Source organism: Methyloceanibacter stevinii, from assembly GCF_001723355.1.
Lineage (GTDB): Bacteria > Pseudomonadota > Alphaproteobacteria > Rhizobiales > Methyloligellaceae > Methyloceanibacter > Methyloceanibacter stevinii.
This window is the reverse complement of the sequence record NZ_LPWE01000014.1, coordinates 36,559-55,420: the sequence shown is the minus strand read 5'-3', so window position 1 is coordinate 55,420 and position 18,862 is coordinate 36,559. Positions and strand designations below refer to the sequence as shown.

The following is an 18,862-nucleotide window of genomic DNA, read 5'->3' as shown; positions in this document are numbered from 1 at the left end:
CATGGCGGAACCGATCAAATGGCGCAAGAAGGTCATCCTGGCCAAGATGGAAGGCACCTACGGCACGGACCCCACTCCGGCCGGCGCCAACGCCATGCTGATGACGGACGTGAGTCTGTCGCCCATGGAAGGCGAGGACGTGAGCCGCGAGCTGGAGCGGCCCTACCTTGGCGCGCAGAGCCAGTTCAAGGTTGGGCTTCGTGCCGTGTTCAACGGCAGCACCGAGCTGGTCGGCTCTGGAGCGGCCGGTACGGCGCCGGCCTGGGGCGTGCTGGCGCGGGCCTGCGGGCTTGCCGAAGTGGTGACGCCGGACACGAGCGTCGTCTATTCGCCCGTGACCGACGACCACGAGAGCGTCACGCTCTATGTCTGGATCGACGAGACGCTGCACAAGATCGTCGGCTGCCGGGGGACGGCGCAGATGAGCGTCAACGCGCAAGGCGTTCCGGTCATCCGTTGGTCACTGACGGGGCTCTTCGCGAACCCCACTGAGCTGGCGCAGGCCGTGCCGGACTTCACCGCCTGGCAGGCCCCGAAGGTCGCGACGACGGCAAACACGCCGGTGTTCACGCTCGGCGGCCAGGCGTTCGTCATGCGGTCGTTCGAGCTGGACCTCGGCAACGACGTGCAGCCGCGCCTTCTGATCGGCCGCGAGGAAATCCGCATCGTCGACCGCGCCGAACAGATCACGGCCACCGTCGAAGCGCTGCCGCTGACCACGTTCGATCCGTTCGCACTGGCCGTCGCGCAGACGCCGCAGGCGTTGGCGCTGACCCACGGCACGGTCGCCGGCCGCATCGTCGCCTTGGCCGCGCCCGCCTGCGAGCTGGCGCGGCTGACCGGCTACGAGAACCAGCAGGACACGTTGGAATGGCCGTTGCGTCTTACCCCGTTGCCGGTCGACGGCAACGACCAGTTCACCCTCACCCTCACGTAGGAGCGCGCATGTTCAAGATTATCGACGAGCCGAAATTCACCATCCCGGTGACGATCAAAGTGCCGGTCGATGGGGGGCACAAGGACGAGACGCTGACGGCCACGTTCAAGGTGCTGAAGACCGAGACGTTGGCCGGGTTCAACATGACCACCGAGCAAGGCACGCGCGACATGCTGGATGCAGCCGTGGACCGGCTCGACGACCTGGCGGACGGAGACGGCAAGCCGCTTGAGTTCAACGACGAGGTGAAGGCGGCGGTCTTGAGCCTGCCCTATGCGCGGGCCGGGCTCGCCAATGCCTACTACGCCGCCGTGACGAAGGTCGCGCGGGGAAACTGAAATGGGCCGCGCGGGCCTATGTCTCGGGCGGCCTTTCGAAGCGTGACGCGCCGGAAGAGGCGTTGGAAGACGCGCGCCGGTTTGGGGCGAGTGCGGCGGTCCAAGCGGAGATCGCCGCAGAACTTCGCGGCGGCGCGCCGGCGGGGGAAGACGAAGGGGTCTTTGCCGAGAATGTCGAAGCGGTCCAGGCGTTCATCGTCGTAGCGAGCCAATGGCGTGCGGTCGCCGGGTATGGAGGGCTTCTGTTCGTGGGGCTGGACTATCAAGGCGTGTGTGCGGGCCTCGACGCGGCGGGGATCGAATTGACGCCAGACCTCTTCGCGGCGCTCCAGGTGATGGAAGGTGCGGCGGTCGAGGCGCTGAACGCGCGGAAGGGAGCGTAGGGAATGGCGATGCGTGTCAGCCTGGTCATCGACGGCAACGCCAAGGGTGCGGCCAAGGCGGCGAAGGAAACCGGCACGGCTCTGGTCGTCATGGGAGACCAGGCCGAGGCGGCGGCAGGAAAGCTGGGCGGCGTCGGCGGCGCGGCGCGCGGTGCCGGCGAACAGTTCACCAGGGCGCGCAATCGCGGCACAGAGTTCTTCGGCGGCGCGAGCAAAGGCGCGCGCCTCGCTGCCGGCCAGATGCAAAACCTGCAGTTTCAGATTCAAGACTTGGCGCAGGGCCTCGCCACGGGCCAGCAGAACCCGTTCACGCTGATCGTTCAGCAGGGTTCGCAAATCAGCCAGATATTCGGGCCGAGCGGCAACATCCGGGGGGCACTCGCGGCCATCGGCGGTGGGATTGCCACCTTCGTTACGAACCCGCTTAACCTCGCGGTCGTCGCCATCGCCGCCGCCGCCGCCGCCGCGCAAGCCTTCCTGCGTTCCGGGGTCGACGTGCAGGTGCAGTTGGAAGCGCATGAAGACCTCATTGACCGGATCGCGACGAAGTATCGCGAGGCGGCGGAGGGTGCGCAGGACTATGGCCGCGAGACCGTCGCGGCGCTGCAGTTCAGCGCCGAGCAGAACGTGCGGGAGCTGGAACGCGCATTGGCCGACGCGAGCGGCCGCATTGACTTCGTGCTGCCCGAGCAGGCCCCCGGTGAAGGACCGTTCGCCGCTGGGCTGGGCGGTGTCGGTCCGTTCCTTGATGTGATCGACGAATGGAATGCCTCCATAAGGGAGGGCACGCCGAACGTTCGCGAGTTCCGAGCAGAGGTCGTTCGCATCGCGAACGCGCTGCCGGAGGATTCGCCGTTCAGGGACGTTGCCGCCGATCTTCTGGACATGACCGACGACGCCAACGAAGTCGCTTCGTCACTGGATCAGGCGCGTGACGCGGCCAAGGGACTAAGCGGCGACACCGAGGCGTCCGCGCGGGCACTGGGTCGCCTGAAGGTGGCTGCTGGCATCCTGAAGGATCTCGAATTCGAGCGCGAACAGTTGGGGCGCACGAACGAGGAACAGGAGGTCTACAACAACCTCAAGCGCGCGGGCGTGGAGCTCAACACCGAAATGGGTGCCTCCATCGCCGATACGACGCGGGAGCTGGTGCGCGAACAAGAGGCGCTGGAACGTGCGAAGGAGCTGGAAGACGAGCGGGCGCGCATCCAAGAGCGAGCGGCTGGCGTGCTGGATCAAGTCCGGTTCGAAGCGGACCTCCTGGCGGCGACGAATGCCGAGCGGGAAGTAGCGAACAATCTTCGCGCGGCCGGCGTCGACATCAGCTCGCAGATGGGGCAGCAGATCGCCGACGAGACGGCGCGTCTCTACGAAGCGCGCACGGCACAGGAGAACTTCAACAACAGCATCGGCGCCATGGGCGACATTGCCTATGACGCCTTCGACGGGCTCATTCTCCAGCAGGAGAGTTGGCAAGACACACTCGCCAACAGTCTGCAGCTCCTGGCGCGCATGGCGCTTCAGGCAAGCCTTCTCGGAGAAGGCCCGCTGGCATCGGCCTTCGGTACGGGCGCAGGCGGTCCGGCCGCAGGCGGATTGATCGGAGCGCTGTTCGGCGGCGCCCGTGCCGTGGGCGGTCCTGTCGAAACCGGGCGCGCCTATCTCGTTGGCGAACGTGGTCCGGAGTATTTCGTGCCCGGCCGAGGCGGTGCCATCGTGCCGAACGCTGGGAGCGGTGGCGGACCATCGGTCTCCATCCCGGTATCGATCGACGCGCGCGGTGCGGACGACGGCGCCGTCGCTCGCCTTGAGTCGGCCGTCGCGGACCTCAAGCAATCGTTGCCGTCCATCGTCGTCAAGACGGTGGCCGAGGCGCGCTCGCGGAGGACGCTGTGATGATCCCGCTCAGCTATCCGCGTGACTTCCTTCACGACGCGCCGCTGATCGGCCTGTCCTTCGATCCCGAGCCGATGGCCGAGCTGACGCCGCTGCGGTCCGGCAAGGTCATTGCGAAGGAGCTGGGGCCGACACTGTGGCGCGCGTCGTTCCAGACGGACAAGATGGCCCCGGCCGAGGCCGGCGCGGTCCGGGCCTTCTACGCCTCGCTGCTGTCGTTCCACAGCTTCTATGCCTACGACAAGATGCGAGAGTTCCCGCTGGCCTATGTGGACGGCTTCGACGGCCTGGAGGTGGGCGGGCAGCCCTTCACGGGCGAGTGCACACTTGCAGATGTGCCGTCCGCCACGCTCGTCGCGCTTGAGGACTTGCCGCCTGGCTTTGTCCTGTCGAAAGGTGACTATCTGTCGTTCGACTATGGCGCGGGCAACGCGAAGCGCGCGCTGCACATGATCGTGCAAGGCGACGCCGCCGACGGCGCCGGCGCCGTCACGGTCGAAGTCGCGCCCTATGTGCGCACGGGCTGGAGCGCGGCCGCTACCGTCTCGCTCTACCGGGCGTCGGCCGAGTTCATCATCGTGCCGGGCAGCTACCGCGCGCCCAAGACGCCGCCGCACTTCACCACTGTCAGCTTCGACGCCATGCAGAGGTTGTTCTAGATGCTGGACCTCACGACGGCCCAACGAACGGCGCTCGAGCAAAACCTCGTGGCGCGCCGCCTGTTCCTGTGGGTCGACGCGCTCGGTCTCGACGGGGTCACGCCGGACCCGGCCGGGTTCTGGACGGACGCAGGCGACGTGGAGGTCGAGGGGCGCGTGTATCACGGTTCGGGTTCGGTCATCGGATTCGGGGCGCTGACCTTCGTGGGGGACATGACGATTCCGGGCCTGTCCATCACGCTGACGGGGATCGACTTCGACGCGGAAGCGCTGGTACGCGGGTCGACGATCGCGCAGCGGCCGGTCGAGCTGAAGACGGGCCTGTTCAACCCCGACACGCGCGAGCTGGTCGGGCCGCTCATTCCCCGGTTCCGGGGTCGCATCGATGACGCGGAGATCGTCACGCCGGAAGCGGGTGGCCAGTCGCGCATCGTCCTCACCTGCGAGTCCGCCTCGCGCGTCCTGACGCTGCGCCGGCACGACACGCGCGCCCAAGGCCCGGCGCACGACCGCGACCCCGACGACGACCTCTACCGCTACACGGCGCTGCAGCGAGAGAAGCCCATCTACTTCGGCAGAAAGGCCCCACGATGACGACCCGTCGACGGATCTTCGAACTGTTCGCGAAGGAGCGTCAAACGCCCTTCGAGTGGGGCGTGTCGGATTGCCTGACGTGGTGCGCCGGTGTGGCCGAGGCCCTGACCGGGCAGGACCCTGTCTCGCACTTGCGCGGGCGGTACTCGACGGCGCGCGGCGCGCAGCGCGTGATGGTGCGCAGCGGCTGGAAGGACATGGCCGACGTGGCCGCGTCGGTCGCGACCGAGATTGCGCCGTCGGCCGCGTGCGACGGCGATTGGGGCTGGTTCCGCAATGCCGATGGCACGGACGGCCTCGGCGTCATCTGCGGCGCGATGTTGGTGGCGAGGGGCGAACAGGGCCTGGCGCAGCTCTCGCGAATGAAAGTGGAGCGCGCGTTCCGTGTGGAATAGTTCGATGCGACGGGTCCTGATTGCCCTTGTCTTCGCGGCCGTGTTGCTCACGGTCGGCACGGTCGAGGCCCATGCGGGTTTTCTCGTCGCCCCGATTGTCGCCTTCGTCGGCTTGACGGGCACGGCCGCCGCCGTCGCAACGGCGGTTGGCGGGATTCTTATCTCGGTCGGCGTCAGCTACGTGGCGAACCAGTTGCTGGCGCCGGACCCGCCGAAGCCCGCGAAGATCGACACGGCCTCGCAGCGGACGGAGACGGGCGTGTCGCGTTCCGTCCAGGCGGGCGGCGTGCAGCTCGACATCCGTGTCGATGCGGACATTCCGCAGTCCTTCGGCGTCGGCCGCTTCGTTACGGGCGGGTCGCTCTTCTACGCCGAAACGTATGGCTCGCGAGGGGAGATCGACAATTCCGACCTGATCGAAGGAATCGCTATCAGCGACCTTCCCTGCACGGGCCTGGTGCAGACCTATATCGACGGGCAAAGGGTCACGCTTGCGGCCTCGTCCGGGTCGCGCGGACAACCGGTCAACGGCTACGACGGCAAGCTGGCGCTGCGCTTCTTCGACGGCTCGCAGACGACCGCGGATTCCTATGCGGTTTCCAAGCTCGGGCTGCACAGCAAGCGTCCGTGGACGAACAAGATGGTCGGCCGGGGGCGCGCCTATGTCCGCACCCATTCGATCTACGACCAGGAGAAGGTGCCGGGCCGGATGCGCTGGCGCTTCGTGGTCGACGGCGCGAAGCTTTACGACCCGCGCAAGGACTCGACCGTGGGCGGTTCGGGGGAGCATCGCTTCGAGCTGCTGGAGACGCACGAGTTCAGCCGCAACTTGCCGCTGATCGCCTACAACATCCTGCGGGGTCTCTACGTCAAGGACCACACGGACGCGCGCGTGCTCTACTACGGCGCCGGCGCGACGCGGCGGACCTGCCCTTGGACGTGTGGATCGCCGCTATGAACGAGGCAGACGCGCTCGTCGACGGCGAGCCGCAGTTTTGGGGCGGCTGCGAGATCGCGCTGAACACCGAGCCGCTGGAGGTCATCAAGGAAATACTGAAGGCGTGCGGTGGCCGGCTCTTCGAGATCGGCGGCGTCTACAAGCTCTATGTCGGGGCGCCTGGTCTCCCCGTCCTGACGATGGACGACGGCGTGCTGCGCGCGGACGAGGCCGAGACCGCGAAGCCGATCCGGCCGCTGGACGAGCGCGTGAACTATATCAGCGGGTCGTACACGCGCCCCGAAGACGGCTGGATCACGCGCGTCGGGCCCCCGCGTTTCGACGCGTCGCGCATCAGCGCGGACGGACGCGTGGGCGCCGACCTTGATGTGCCCGTGGTTCAGTCGGGCAAGCACTTCCAGCGTCTCCAGCAACAGCTCCTGAACAACGCCGCCAAGGAGCGGCGGCACAACTTGCCGCTCCCGCCGTCCGCGTGGGGTGTTGAGCCGGGCGACGTGCTGCAGTGGACCAGCGAGCACAACGGCTATGAGGACAAGCTGTTCGAGGTCGAACACGTCACCGACGACCACTCGCTCGACAGCGTTGCCGCCGTGCTGGAGATCGACCACGACGACTACGATTTCGACCCGGAGACGGACCTGATCGAAGAGCCGGACGGGGTGTTGGACGTGGACCGGCCGGCGCCCAAGGAAGTCGGGTCCTTCGCCGTCGCCGGCGTCGCCAATGTCGGGACGAACAACACGGTGCGCCCGGCCGTCAGCGTGTCGTGGGACGACCCCGACGATGCGGACGTGACGGCCATCCGCGTGGCCTACCGTATCGCCGGGCAAGTGGACGAGCCTGGCTACGCCTTCTCCTACGAGCCGGCAGCCGGGCAGCTGCTGATCGTGAACCTGCAGCCGGCGACGAATTACGAAGTGAAGGCGCAGTTCGAAAGCTTCAACGGCTGGGCCACCGAGACCACGCCGTGGCTTCCCGTTGTCACGCCGGACATCCGCTTCAGCCAGAACGACTTCAACGCGGCCGTGAACGCGCGCATGGCGCAGCTCGACACCGCCTCGCAGGCGGCCATCGCGACCGTGCGCGATGCCCTGGTCAATGACCTGACGAACCTCGCCCACTATTTGCTGGGTCAAATCGCCAAGCTCGACGACCAGGACCAGGCATACCAGGCGACCCAAGGCGCGGCGGTCAATGTCGTGTCGGAAGAGGTGGTCACCGAGAAGCAGGCGCGCGCGGCGGCGATCCAGAGTGTCGAGGCGGCGCTGGACGATGCGGCCGCGTCGCTCATAGGGCAGATTGCGGAGGTCGACGATAAGCACAACGCACTCGCCACGCTGTTCGGCCAGGTCTTCGCCGAGAACGGGGAAGGCGCGGCGTCCGCCCTGTTCCGTCTCATTGCGCACGCGGCGCCGACGGGCGTTGCCGCGCGGATTGCGCTGGAGGCAAAGACGGCGGCCGGCGCGTACGGCGAGGACTCGGCCGCCCTGTTCTTGGACGTTATTGCGGGCGTCGGTTCCGTGGCGACGATCAAGGCGACGGCCTTCCGCGTCCAGACCGCCACCGGCTTCGCGCCGATCCTGGAAGTGCAGGACGACACCGTGAAGATCGCCGGCAATATCGGCGTGCAAGGCGATGCGCTTGTGGACGGCAGCGTGACTGCATCGAAGATCGCGGCGAACGCCGTCACGGCGGAGAAGATCGCCGCCGGCGCCGTGCAGGCTGGCAACATCGCGGCGGGCGCGATCACGGCCAATAAGATCCAAGCCGGGACGATCACCGCCGACCGTATCGTGACGAACGGCATCACGCAGTCGGACGCAGATTCCGGCAGCGCGTCGGGCGCCGCTAATGGGACGTGGCGAACGCTCTGCACGATCAATATTGAGAAGGACAGCGGCACGCGGGGCGTGATGTTCCTCGGCATTATTTCCGGGTCCTTGGGCGGGTCGACCAGCCAGTCGGCGGCGGACATCGAAGGGCGCATCCTGCGTGGGACCTCGTCGGCCCTGTTCCAGACATCGGTGGTCGCGACGATCGCAACGGGCGGCGCCTTCACTATCCCCATGTCGGTCGGCTTTCGGCCCGGCTCGGTGCCGAACGGCAACCACACGATCCGGCTTCAAGTGAGGGCGTCCATTCCGGGCGGCGTCACGATTGCCGCGAGCGGCTACCTCTATTCGATGCTGCCGCGCGCCTGATCGACCAACGAAGGAGAAGCCAGACCAATGATCCCTGCACTGTACTCTGAAGGCACCATCGCCGTGGAGAACGGGTCGACGACCATCACCGGCATTGGCACCGCCTGGTCCACGATCCTGCGTCGTGGGAGCCTCCTGCGCGTCGGGCAGGTGCTGGCGTTCATCGCATCCGATCCCAGCGCGGCGGACGAAGAGGACCGGCCGGGCGACTTCACGGCGGAACTGTCGGCGCCGTGGCAAGGCCCGACCACCGCAGACCCCGAAGCGGGCGAAGCATACGAGGTCAACATTCTGCGCGACGGCGGGGCACTCGCGGAAGGGTTCACCGATCTTATGGAGCGGCTGGCCGGCAAGGGCATGGGCCTTGTCACGGTCGGCACGCCTCTCGATACGGAAGGGCGCGACAACGACTTCAGGTACGATCCGACCACGCGCTTGCTCTACTTCAAGGTCGCCGGCACATGGGACGCCTTCACGATCAATCTGAGGTTCAGCGCCTATGTCGCGAACCTGGCCGGGCGCGATGCTTACGACGACGAGGATGCGGGCTTCACCGTCTTCTTGGAAGACACCGAGGTATGGTACGTGCGCAGCTCGCCGGCCGAAGGCACGTGGGCGGGGCCGTTTGCCTATCGCGGCCCCGGTGGCGGCGACCGGTACGACATCGCCTACAGCGTGCCAGGGAGCCTCCTGAGCGGCGAACTCATCGGTGAAGGGTTCCTCTTCACGACCGACGTGGAGTTCGACGCGGGCCTGCTCCTGTCGAAGGCAAGAGTGCGCGTTGCGCCGCAGAACGAGGCCGTCTTTTCCATCCGCAAGGTGGCAGACCCGGCCACAGCGTTCGATGCGAGCGGCGAACTGATCCTGGCGGAATCTGTGGAGGTGGGAACTGTCACGTTCGCGGCCGACGCCAAGATCGGCGTCTTCGCGGCGCCTGCCGCCTTCGCGTTGGAGGCCGGGCAGGAGCTGCACATCCTGGCGCCCGATCCGGCCGACCCGAAAGCGTTCGGGGCCAACATCACCGTCACAGGCTTTAGAAACAGCATATAGCAACGGAGCCCGTCAATGGCCTTCACCTACCGCCTCTACAACCACACGCCGAAGCTGCTGGCGAACCAGGAGGTCGACCTGGATGGCCTCTACGTCATGTTGCTGGCAGCGACCGCACCGGCCTTTGATGCGGCCCATACGACGCTCGACGAAGCGGCCGGCGTCGACGCGGCCCATGAGGTCCACGGCAACGGCTGGACGGAAGGGGGCGAGCTGATAACCGGCGCGGCGGTGACAGTCGACACGACCGACGACGCGAAGTTCGCTGGTGACGAGATTTCGAAAATTGCCGTGGGCGGTAATATCGGTCCGGCGTCCGCCTTCGTCGTCTACTACGACGCGGGCGGCGGGGTCCTTGTGCCCTTCCTCCATTGCGACTTCGGCGGCGCGCAGGAAGCAGGCGAAAGCACGGCGTTCAAGGTCCGCTGGCACATCAACGGAATCCTTCGCTTCAACTATTCGCCGCCGGCATAGGGAGCGGACCCGGAGCCATGGACAGTTTCGGCGCCATCGCGGAATTTGCTCTCGGCGAACTCTCTGAAGAGGGAGTGGCGGCCCTAGTCCCGCTCGCCTCGTTGGAGATTATCGCTCCTGCGCCGCAAGTGAGTGCTGGCGTGCTCATCCAGCAGCCGGCGCCGTTGGACATCGCCGTCGCCGCCCCCGCCCCGGAACTTCTAACGGGCGTCGACATCCGCATGGCAGCGCCGATAGCCATTGAGGTCATCGGCCCGACGCCGGAGATTGGCACTGTCGGCGCCCTGATCGACATGGGCATTGAACAAACGCGAGAGGCGGAGCCGGCGCTGGCAGAGGCGGAGATCACCGGGCGCGGCGAGGCAAACACGTTCACACGGCCGGCGGGGCTCAATCTGATTGTGCCGCCCCCTAGCGTCGTGACCGGTGTCGCAATCTCGCAACCCTACCCGTTGGTGGTCGAGCTGACTGCGTTCACGCCGGAGGTCGGCGCGCGCCGCCAGCCGTCCCGCGTGCAGGCATTGGCGAGCTAGGAGAAACGCATGCGCTACTTCAACAATGTGCGGGTGTTCACCGCGACGGTCGGGCAAGGGTCCATCACGACCGGCGCCGCTTATGACGATAATTTTCTGACGCCTGTCGAGGCCGGCGCCGTCACGGGGGACACGCCCATCTATCGCGTCGATGACGGCGCGGACATGGAAATTGGGTGGGGCACGTACAACGCCACGACCGGCCTTCTCACCCGCAACGTCATCGTCTCGAAGATTAGCGGCTCCGTGGGCACGGACAAGATCGCGTTGTCCGGCACGGCCGTGGTCCGGTTTGTCGGCGACGCGGGGTCGGTATCGCGCGAGCTGAAGCCGTTGGCCGCGAACTACGCGGCGACCTTCAAGGATCGCGGCAAGGTGTTCGTTGCGTCGGACGCCCTCACGCTGTCGCTGCCGGCGGCGGCCACTGTCGGCAACGACTGGTTCTGCCATGTTGTAGCGGCGGGCGGCGCCGTAACGATCGACCCGAACGGCGCCGAGCTGATCGACGGCGGCGCGACCATGGTCGTGGCGAACGGCCTTGACGGCATTGTTCGCTGCACGGGGACTGCCTTCGTCTTCGAGGGGCTTTCGAGGGCGCTTCAAAGCCCGACGGCACTGGCGACGATCAAGGACGGTCTCGGGTTCTCCGTGCGCGTTGCCGCGACGGGCGACATCGACTTAGACGCGCCGGGCGCTGCCATCGATGACGTGGCGATGGTGGCCGGTGAGACGGTCCTTGCCTGGCTGCAGGACGCGCCGGCCGAGGTGGGCATTTATGTCTGGAATGGCGCCGGTGTGCCGATGACCCGTGCCCCGGCCTATGGGACATTCGATGCCCATTGTGGGGCCTTCGTCACGGTGCAGGAAGGCCAGTTGAATGCTGGGCTGATCTATCAAGGCATGTCGGCGAAAGGCGGCACGCTGGACGCCGATCCCATCGAATTCCTGGACCTCTACACGGCGCAAACGCCGGCGGGCGAGATCGTCGAAAACTACGATGCGGTCGCGCGCCCTGGGTTCATCTTCCTGGACGGCTCGACGATCACGAATGGCGCTGTCGACAACCCGCGCTGTGCGGCGCGGAACCCTTGGATGGTCTCTGGCAGCGATCTGATCCTGACTGACCGGCGCGGCATGTTCGACCGCGTGTGGGACAACGGCGCTGGTGTCGACCCCGACGCCGCCGGCCGCTCGGCGCGTGCCGGTGACGGCCAAATCGGCGACTACCCCGGCACGGGACAGATCGACGGTGCGCCGAATATCGAGGGTACTGTCGTTGCGGCAGGTTCTGGTATCCCGTTTCAAGGGCCTACTGGAGCATTTGGTGTTAGCGGAGCTGTGGGTTCGAGTGCCTCAACGAGCGGCGGCACCAGGGTAAATGCGTTCTTTCTCGACGCATCCGTAGGCGAGACAACGAAGTACCTGTCCGCGAACTCGGAAGTGCGGTCGGTCAACCACTATGTCTCCAAGCAAATGAGGCTCGGCTAATGGAAATCTGGACCTACAACCCGAAGACCGGGGAGCTGCTGCCCGGCAATCCGCGCGAGGCGCAAGTTGTTTGGACCCGGCGCCATTTACCAGACGCCGATCCCAGCCGTTATGGCGTGCCGGCGAATGCAACGACGATGGCGCCCCCCGACGAAGTGGACGGGCACGCGCGCTGCTTCATCGAGGGCGGTTGGGTGCAGGTCGAGGATCACCAGCCGCGCGACCCCGAAACGGGCGTGCGCCTGCCGTTGACCGTCTACCTGACGGCGGATCGCCTCGACGAAGAGGACAACCTGGTCGCACCCATGGGGTCGTCGATCACGCACAACGAATTGGGGCCATTGCCCGATGACGTGACGAAGGACGAACCCGGCCCATACGACACGTGGGACCCGGAAGCCGGCGAGTGGGCGGAGGACGCCGAAAAGCGGGCGGCAGTGCTCCGGCCCAAGATCGACGCCGAGCGCGACCGTCGCCTGAACGAGGGCTTCGCTGATCCGGTCACGGGGAAGTCCTGGGCCTGCGACGACAAGAGCATCGCCAAGTGGAACGCCATTGGGTCGAACGCGGGTATTTCGATTGCCATGGGGGTGTCGCCGCTGCCGACCTTCGAGGGCATTGCCATGGACAACGCCAAGGTGGGGCTGACGGCCGCAGAAGCCTTCGCGCTGTTCGCACAGCGCGTCATGCCTTGGGCCTCGGAGGTCATCATTGCCGCTCGGGACCTGAAGGACATGGACCCGATTCCGGACGACTTCGACGAGGATTGGCGCTGGCCCAGCGTGCCGGCGTAGGGGAGACGGGGCCGGGCAAGCCCGGCAGCGGGGGCATCCGCCAAGATAACACCCCGCCAAGCGCAGCATGACACAACGCTTCCCGCCACCGCCTTTCGGCGGCGGGACGATGCTGACTCGGGCGCGCGCGAGGGAAAGCCTGAGTGATGCGTAACGTTAAGCCGGCGACGCCGGCAGCGCCCTATACGGGCGGCAAAAGGAACCTGGCAGGGCGCCTCGTGGCCATGATCGAGCGGACGCCACACGAGACCTATGTGGAGCCCTTCGTGGGTATGGGGGGCATCTTCTTTCGGCGTAGCCAGGCGGCGAAGTGCGAGGTCATCAACGACGCCAATGGCGAGGTCGCGAACCTGTTCCGCATCCTCCAGCGGCACTACGTGCCGTTCATGGACATGCTGCGCTACCAGCTCACCAGCCGGCGCGAGTTCGAACGGCTGTCGCGCACGGACCCGACGACGCTGACCGACCTGCAGCGGGCGGCGCGTTTTCTCTACCTGCAGCGCACGGCCTATGGCGGGAAGGTCGACAAGCAGAATTTCGGAGTCTCCGTCGGCCGGCCGGGCACGTTCGACGTGACCAAGTTGGGTCCGGTCCTGGAAGAGCTGCACGAGCGCCTGTCGGGCGTGATTATCGAGTGTCTGGGCTGGGCCGAGGTGCTCGATCGCTACGACCGCAAGGGGACGCTGTTCTATCTCGACCCGCCCTATTGGGGCACGGAGCATATCTACGGGAGGGGGCTATTCGAGCGGGCCGAATTCGAGGCCCTCAGCGACCGTTTGAAGGCCCTTCGAGGACGCTTCATCCTGTCGATAAACGACGTGCCGGAGATCCGCGACGCCTTCTCGTGGGCCCGGAAAACGCCCGTGACGGTCAACTATTCAATCCAGGGGGGAGGGGGCCACCCGGCCGGCGAGTTGATCATCACCGGCCGGGGCTAGGTTGCCTTTTGAACGTGCTACAGGTTCAAGTGTCCCGGACTCCGAAATCAAGCGTCCGGCTACAGTAGTGCCACTGAAAACAACGGCCCGGCCCCCGCGAAAGACCCCGGGGGGCTGGGGGGCTGATATTCCGAGATCCCTCGACTAGGACCGGGCCATAAGGCAACTCTCGATATCCTAAGGATTTCTGGGGCGTGCCGTTGACTGAAACGGGGCGGAACTGTGATTTCTGTTACGTTTTGTTACAAGCACTGCGGCTGCTCCTGTGGCGCGGGAGTCGCTTGATATTCACCTGCCGCACGGTCATCATGACGGTTCCGTCACAGGAGGCGCGTGTTGAGCGAAACGGAGCCGATAGTCTTGCCGCTGGCACGTGTGGCCGGCGGCGAATCATACGGAGCAGAGGTGGCGGCGCGGCGCGAAGGTATTGCCTTCGATCGTGCGGAACTCAGCCAAATTCTCAGTGTCTATGGAAGAATGGTGGCGAGCGGCGAGTGGCGCGACTACGCCATCGACATGCTCAGGGAGAAAGCCGTTTTCTCGATCTTCCGGCGCTCCTCGGAAATGCCGCTCTACCGTATCGAAAAGACCCCCAAACTGGCACGCCGCCAGGGTGCCTATAGCGTGGTGGCGGCCACCGGGCTGATCCTCAAGCGCGGCCACGATCTGAGCCGCGTTTTGCGGGCTCTGGACAAGGGTTTGCGGGTGGTGAAGGCCTGACGGTCCAGCCGCCTAATCTCTATCAGCGGACAGTAGAGAAGCCCCGGAGACGGGGGGGACTCGGGGCTTCTCCGGTTCCGTACGGGGGGAACCTCGCGACGGGGAGGGATGCCCGGCGCGAATTCAGAATCTGGCGACGATTGGCGGTTTTTCAAGACTTCGGCCGTCTGTGGCGGCGCAATCGTGCAACCCCTGATTTTGCAACGAAAAAAGCCCCGGCGGTGTCGCCGGGGCTTCGTTTCTCTGCATTTGTGCAGCCTGAAATAGGGCCGCTGAGATCTAGTTGCGGCTCGACCCGAAGAGCTGCAGCAGCATCAAGAACAGGTTGATGAAGTCCAGATAGAGCCGAAGGGCGCCCATCACAGCCTTCTTGCCGGCGACGGTCCCGTCATCCTGGACGCTGTACATCTCCTTGATCTGCTGCGTGTCGTAGGCGGTGAGGCCGGCAAACACCAGCACACCGATCACGGACACTGCGAATTGCAGCGCCGTCGAACCGATAAACAGGTTCACGAGCGAGGCGATGATGATGCCGATCAGGCCCATGAAGAGGAATGAGCCCCAGCCGGAAATGTCCTTCTTCGTGGTGTAGCCCCACATGGACAGCGCGCCGAAGGCGGCGGCCGTGATGAAGAACACCCGAGCGATGCTCTCGCCCGCATAGACGAGGAAGATCGACGAGATCGAAGCGCCCATGAGCGCTGCGAAGAGCCAGAACAGCATTTGAGCCGTGCCGACACTTAGGGTCTGGATCTTGAACGATAGGAAGAACACCATCGCCAGCGGCGCGAAGATCACGACCCACTTGAAGGCGCTGGCAAACATGAGGTTGCCGAACGAGGTGAGCCCCGTGATGGAGCCGTCCGCGCCCGTCACCACCGACATCGCGTAGACCGCATAAGCGACCACGCCGGTGATTGCCACGCCGGAGGCCATGTAGTTGTAGACGCGGAGCATGTAGGCGCGCAGCCCCTGGTCGATCACGCCCGCATCGGCGCGTCCGACCGTCTGCTCATAACGTCTGTCGAGTTCCGCCATGAAATTGGGTCCTTTGTTCCGTTGTTTCGTTGGTCGTACTTCGTCGCGGCCAACGCCGCATTTGCGTGAAATATGGGGGTTTCAGGCTATTTCCGCAAGATGATGGGATCGTGACCCGGCAATCGGAAACTTCTATCGGTTTCCCGCCGGTTTCCGATCGCGTCGCCGTTCTACTCCGCCCGCAGATAAGGCGCCGCCTTGACCGAAAGTACGCGCCAGGTCGTGATCGCCCCCACCGACAAGACCAAGGCAAGCGCGAGCCCGATGGTTCCAAGGGCTGCCCACGGATCGAAGACGAAGGTGATGTCGAATGCGAAGGTGCACAGCGCCCAGGCCGTCACCGTGGCGATAATCACGGCGAGAACGGCGGTCGCCAATCCGAGCAGGCCGAACTCGATGAGTTCGGCGCCCAGAATCTGCCGGCGCGTGGCGCCGAGCGTCTTGTACAGCACGGCGAGATAGGTCCGGCGCTGCTGGCCGGCGGATACGGCGCCCGCGAGCACTGCGGCGCCGATCAGCAAGGTGAAGCCCGCCGTTGCGCTGATCGCGGCCATGAGCTTAGCCAGCATCGACTTCGCCGCGTCGACGATGTCGCCGATCTTGATGGCCGTCACGAGCGGGAAGCGATCGGCCAAGCCCTGGATGATCTTTGCTTCTGTTTCCGGTGCCGAGCCCTTCGGCAATTCGAGCGTGGTGACCAGCCGGTGCGGCGCGCCTTGCAGCGTGTTCGGCGAGAACACCATGACGAAATTGATGGCGAGCGATTCCCAGTCGATCTTGCGCATGGAGGCGATCTTGGCTTCCACGTTGCGGCCTAGAATGTTGACGGTGACCATGTCTCCGAGTTCGAGCCCGAGGCCGCGCGCGAGCTCGCCGTCGAAGGACACGAGCGGCGGTCCGTCATAGTCCTTGGGCCACCACTCGCCTTCCTCGATCTCGGATGCACCGGGCACGCTGTCCGTGTAGGTCAGGCCGCGGTCGCCGGAGATGACCCAGCGTGTATCGGGCGAGACCTCGGCTTCGTGGACAGGCACGCCTTTGAGCTCGACGATGCGCCCGCGCAGCATGGGCGCGTTGTCCATCTTGGCGTCGGGCTGGATGGTCTTGGCCGTTTTTTCGAACGCCGCGAGATCGTCCGGCTCCACATCGAGGAAGTAATAGGCGGGGGCGTCGACCTCGACATGACTTTCGATCTCGGTGAGCAGCGAACCATGGATCAAGGCCACGGCGATCAGGAGCCCGAGTCCGAGGCCCAGCGAAACGGCGATGGCGCGGGCGAGCGACCCCGGCGCACCGATGCTGGCCCAGGCCAGCGCAACCGACGGGTGCTTCGTGCGGCGGTGCTTGGCCGCATAGCGTTGCACCAGAATTCCGAAGCCGAGCAGCAGTCCGAACGCCACGAGGATGCCAAGGGAGATCGCCGCCGTGACGAGGCGTTCTTCGCTCGAGGCGATCGCCAGCACGAACAGCGCGAGCCCGGCCGCGGCCGAGCCGATCGCGAACGGCGTCGCGGAGCGTGTCCGCTCGTCCGTGAGTCCGGACCGCATGAGCCTTGCCGGCGAAATAAGACTGGCACGGCCCAGGGGCCACAGCACGAACAGGACCATGGTCAGGAGGCCCGCGAGCGCGGCGACGATGAGCGGAATCGGATGAGGCTCGACCGCAAGCGGCAGCGGCAGGGCGTCTTCGTAGAGCGTCGCGATCGCAACCGGCGCGAACGCGCCGAGCGCCAGGCCGATGACGATCCCGAGCCCTGCCAGCATCACCGCTTGAATCAGATAAACCTTGAGCACGAGGCCGCTTGTGGCCCCGAGACATTTGAACGTGGCGATGACGTCGCGTTTCTTCGCCATGTAGCTCTGGATCGCGTTGCCGACGCCAATGCCGCCGAGGAGCAGGGCGGTCAGTCCGACGAAATTGATGAACTGGGTGAAGCGTTTGGCGTCGCGCCGGAGTGACGGTGCCGGGTCCGTCCAGTCGCGGATGGCAAAGCCGCTTTGCGGAAACGCCGCTTCCATGGCCTTGCGCACCGTATCCAGGTTCTTGCGGTCCGTGCCCGCGTCGTTCGGCAGCTTTACGCGATAGGTCCAGCGAATGAGACTGCCGGGTTGCACGAGCCCGGTCTCGTCCAGCGTGTCGCGCGACATCAGAACCTTGGGGCCGTAGGACAGGCGGTCGGCGAGCCGGTCGGGCTGCTGGCCGAGCGTGCCGGCGATTTTCGTCGTGGCCTCGCCGATCTTCAGCGTGTCGCCGATCTTCAGTCCGAGACGTTCCAGCAGGATCGGCTCCACCAGCACGGTGCCCGGTTCCCGCCAGGCGGGGCCGAGAGCTTCCGGCTCGATCACGCTCACCTCTCCATAGAGCGGGTAGGCGCCGTCGACGGCCTTCACCTCGATCAGCGCGCTCTTGGCGTCCAGGCCGCGCGCCATGGCGCGGAAGCTCGCCGATTGGGAAATCTGTCCGAGGTCGTGGAGCGCGGCTGACTCTTCCGCCGTTGCCTGGCGATGGACGACCTCGAAAGACAGATCGCCACCGATCAGCAGGCGCCCCTGATTGGCGAGCGCCTTGTCGAAGGAGGCAGCCAGCGATCCGATCGCCGCGACGGCCGCGACGCCGAGCGCAATGCACAGGACGAATACGGCGAGACCGCCCGCGCCTGCGCGCAATTCACGCAAAGCGATCGTCAACGCCAGTGACCGGTTGCCGGAGGACGACGGCATGTCGGCGAGTGTTGCTTGCGCCGTCACGATACGCTTGCGCTCACGGACGCGCCGTCGTCCACGATCCGTCCATCGGCCACGCTCACGATGCGGTCGCAGCGCGTGGCGAGCTCGCGGTCGTGGGTGATGAGCAGCAGCGTGGCGCCCGTCCGCTCTTTCAGCGTGAAGAGCAGATCCATCGAGGCGCCGGTCGCAAGGTCCAGATTGCCGGTGGGTTCGTCGGCGAGGATGAGGGTCGGCCGCGTGGACAGCGCCCGCGCGATGGCAACCCGCTGCTGCTCGCCGCCGGATAGTTGACCCGGGAAATGCGTTGTCCGATGGGAGAGCCCGACTTCTTCGAGCGCCTCGCGGGCGGCATCCATCGCATCGTCCTTACCGAGGAACTCCATGGGGAGCGCAACATTCTCGATCGCGGTCATCGTGGGCACGAGATGGAAGGACTGAAACACGATCCCGATCTTATTGGCGCGCAGGCGGGCCAATCCATCTTCGTCGAGCGTGCCGAGGTCCGTGCCGGCCACGGTCACGCGTCCGGATGTGGCTCGTTCGAGGCCGGCCGTGACCATCAGGAGCGTGGACTTGCCCGAGCCGCTCGGGCCGATGACCGCCACAGCCTCGCCCAACGAGACATCTAGATCGATGCCGCGCAGGATCGCCACGGCGCCCGCGCGCGATGGAAGCGTGACATGAACGTCTTCAAGCTCTATCGCGTGGGGCTGTCTCAGGGTCTGGTCCATGGTCGGAAA

Annotated in this window: 19 protein-coding genes; 16 read left to right on the top strand and 3 right to left on the bottom strand. The window is 65.8% G+C overall.

Going from position 1 to position 18,862, the window contains the following annotated elements; genetic code table 11:
* The first annotated feature begins 1 nt into the window (after position 1).
* The 16 genes from AUC70_RS14940 (at position 2) to AUC70_RS14865 (ending at position 14,358) form a co-directional block, all read left to right on the top strand.
* Positions 2-937: a phage tail tube protein gene (locus AUC70_RS14940; protein ID WP_069445588.1), complete on the top strand. Its 936-nt coding sequence runs from the start codon at positions 2-4 to the stop codon at positions 935-937.
* An 8-nt stretch (positions 938-945) separates the two neighbouring features.
* Positions 946-1,275 carry a phage tail assembly chaperone gene (locus AUC70_RS14935; protein WP_069445587.1) on the top strand — a complete coding sequence of 110 codons (330 nt, stop codon included), beginning with the start codon at positions 946-948 and terminating at the stop codon, positions 1,273-1,275.
* Positions 1,276-1,337: 62 nt separating this feature from the next.
* A complete protein-coding gene (locus AUC70_RS14930) occupies positions 1,338-1,658 on the top strand; it encodes a DUF1799 domain-containing protein (protein ID WP_206599410.1) in 321 nt (106 codons plus the stop codon).
* Between the two features lie 3 nt (positions 1,659-1,661).
* Positions 1,662-3,554: a phage tail length tape measure family protein gene (locus AUC70_RS14925; protein ID WP_069445586.1), complete on the top strand. Its 1,893-nt coding sequence runs from the start codon at positions 1,662-1,664 to the stop codon at positions 3,552-3,554.
* Complete coding sequence (locus AUC70_RS14920) at positions 3,554-4,213, top strand: hypothetical protein (RefSeq protein ID WP_069445585.1); 660 nt, start codon at positions 3,554-3,556, stop codon at positions 4,211-4,213. Before AUC70_RS14925 ends, AUC70_RS14920 begins: the two co-directional genes overlap by 1 nt.
* Positions 4,214-4,807 (top strand): hypothetical protein, encoded by a 594-nt coding sequence (locus AUC70_RS14915; RefSeq protein WP_069445584.1) that lies wholly within the window; start codon positions 4,214-4,216, stop codon positions 4,805-4,807. It begins immediately after the preceding gene.
* Positions 4,804-5,202, top strand: coding sequence for a DUF6950 family protein (locus tag AUC70_RS14910; protein WP_069445583.1), 399 nt, complete (start codon positions 4,804-4,806; stop codon positions 5,200-5,202). The genes AUC70_RS14915 and AUC70_RS14910 overlap by 4 nt, the downstream gene beginning before the upstream one ends.
* A 4-nt stretch (positions 5,203-5,206) precedes the next feature.
* Positions 5,207-6,160 (top strand): hypothetical protein, encoded by a 954-nt coding sequence (locus tag AUC70_RS14905; RefSeq protein WP_069445582.1) that lies wholly within the window; start codon positions 5,207-5,209, stop codon positions 6,158-6,160.
* The gene (locus AUC70_RS14900; protein ID WP_069445581.1) at positions 6,157-8,361 is read left to right on the top strand and encodes a phage tail protein; all 2,205 of its coding nucleotides are present in this window, start codon (positions 6,157-6,159) and stop codon (positions 8,359-8,361) included. Before AUC70_RS14905 ends, AUC70_RS14900 begins: the two co-directional genes overlap by 4 nt.
* A gap of 27 nt (positions 8,362-8,388) precedes the next feature.
* The gene (locus AUC70_RS14895; protein WP_069445580.1) at positions 8,389-9,411 is read left to right on the top strand and encodes a hypothetical protein; all 1,023 of its coding nucleotides are present in this window, start codon (positions 8,389-8,391) and stop codon (positions 9,409-9,411) included.
* Between the two features lie 15 nt (positions 9,412-9,426).
* Complete coding sequence (locus tag AUC70_RS14890) at positions 9,427-9,885, top strand: hypothetical protein (RefSeq protein ID WP_069445579.1); 459 nt, start codon at positions 9,427-9,429, stop codon at positions 9,883-9,885.
* Positions 9,886-9,902: 17 nt separating this feature from the next.
* Positions 9,903-10,418 (top strand): hypothetical protein, encoded by a 516-nt coding sequence (locus tag AUC70_RS14885; RefSeq protein WP_069445578.1) that lies wholly within the window; start codon positions 9,903-9,905, stop codon positions 10,416-10,418.
* Positions 10,419-10,427: 9 nt separating this feature from the next.
* Positions 10,428-11,906 carry a hypothetical protein gene (locus AUC70_RS14880; RefSeq protein ID WP_069445577.1) on the top strand — a complete coding sequence of 493 codons (1,479 nt, stop codon included), beginning with the start codon at positions 10,428-10,430 and terminating at the stop codon, positions 11,904-11,906.
* Entirely contained in the window at positions 11,906-12,700 is a 795-nt protein-coding gene (locus tag AUC70_RS14875) for a DUF4376 domain-containing protein (protein ID WP_069445576.1), read from the top strand. Before AUC70_RS14880 ends, AUC70_RS14875 begins: the two co-directional genes overlap by 1 nt.
* A 146-nt stretch (positions 12,701-12,846) precedes the next feature.
* Positions 12,847-13,638 carry a DNA adenine methylase gene (locus AUC70_RS14870; RefSeq protein WP_069445575.1) on the top strand — a complete coding sequence of 264 codons (792 nt, stop codon included), beginning with the start codon at positions 12,847-12,849 and terminating at the stop codon, positions 13,636-13,638.
* Positions 13,639-13,974: 336 nt separating this feature from the next.
* Positions 13,975-14,358 carry a DUF2794 domain-containing protein gene (locus AUC70_RS14865; RefSeq protein ID WP_083241665.1) on the top strand — a complete coding sequence of 128 codons (384 nt, stop codon included), beginning with the start codon at positions 13,975-13,977 and terminating at the stop codon, positions 14,356-14,358.
* Between the two features lie 279 nt (positions 14,359-14,637).
* Here the strand turns inward: AUC70_RS14865 and AUC70_RS14860 are convergent, their stop codons facing one another.
* The 3 genes from AUC70_RS14860 to AUC70_RS14850 all read right to left on the bottom strand — a co-directional run bounded on the left by AUC70_RS14860 (position 14,638) and on the right by AUC70_RS14850 (position 18,853).
* Complete coding sequence (locus AUC70_RS14860) at positions 14,638-15,396, bottom strand: Bax inhibitor-1/YccA family protein (RefSeq protein ID WP_069445573.1); 759 nt, start codon at positions 15,394-15,396, stop codon at positions 14,638-14,640.
* 170 nt (positions 15,397-15,566) lie between these two features.
* Positions 15,567-18,143, bottom strand: a complete 2,577-nt coding sequence (locus AUC70_RS14855; RefSeq protein ID WP_083241636.1) for an ABC transporter permease — start codon at positions 18,141-18,143, stop codon at positions 15,567-15,569.
* The gene (locus AUC70_RS14850) at positions 18,140-18,853 is read right to left on the bottom strand and encodes an ABC transporter ATP-binding protein (RefSeq protein WP_069445572.1); all 714 of its coding nucleotides are present in this window, start codon (positions 18,851-18,853) and stop codon (positions 18,140-18,142) included. The genes AUC70_RS14855 and AUC70_RS14850 overlap by 4 nt, the downstream gene beginning before the upstream one ends.
* Positions 18,854-18,862: the final 9 nt, after the last annotated feature.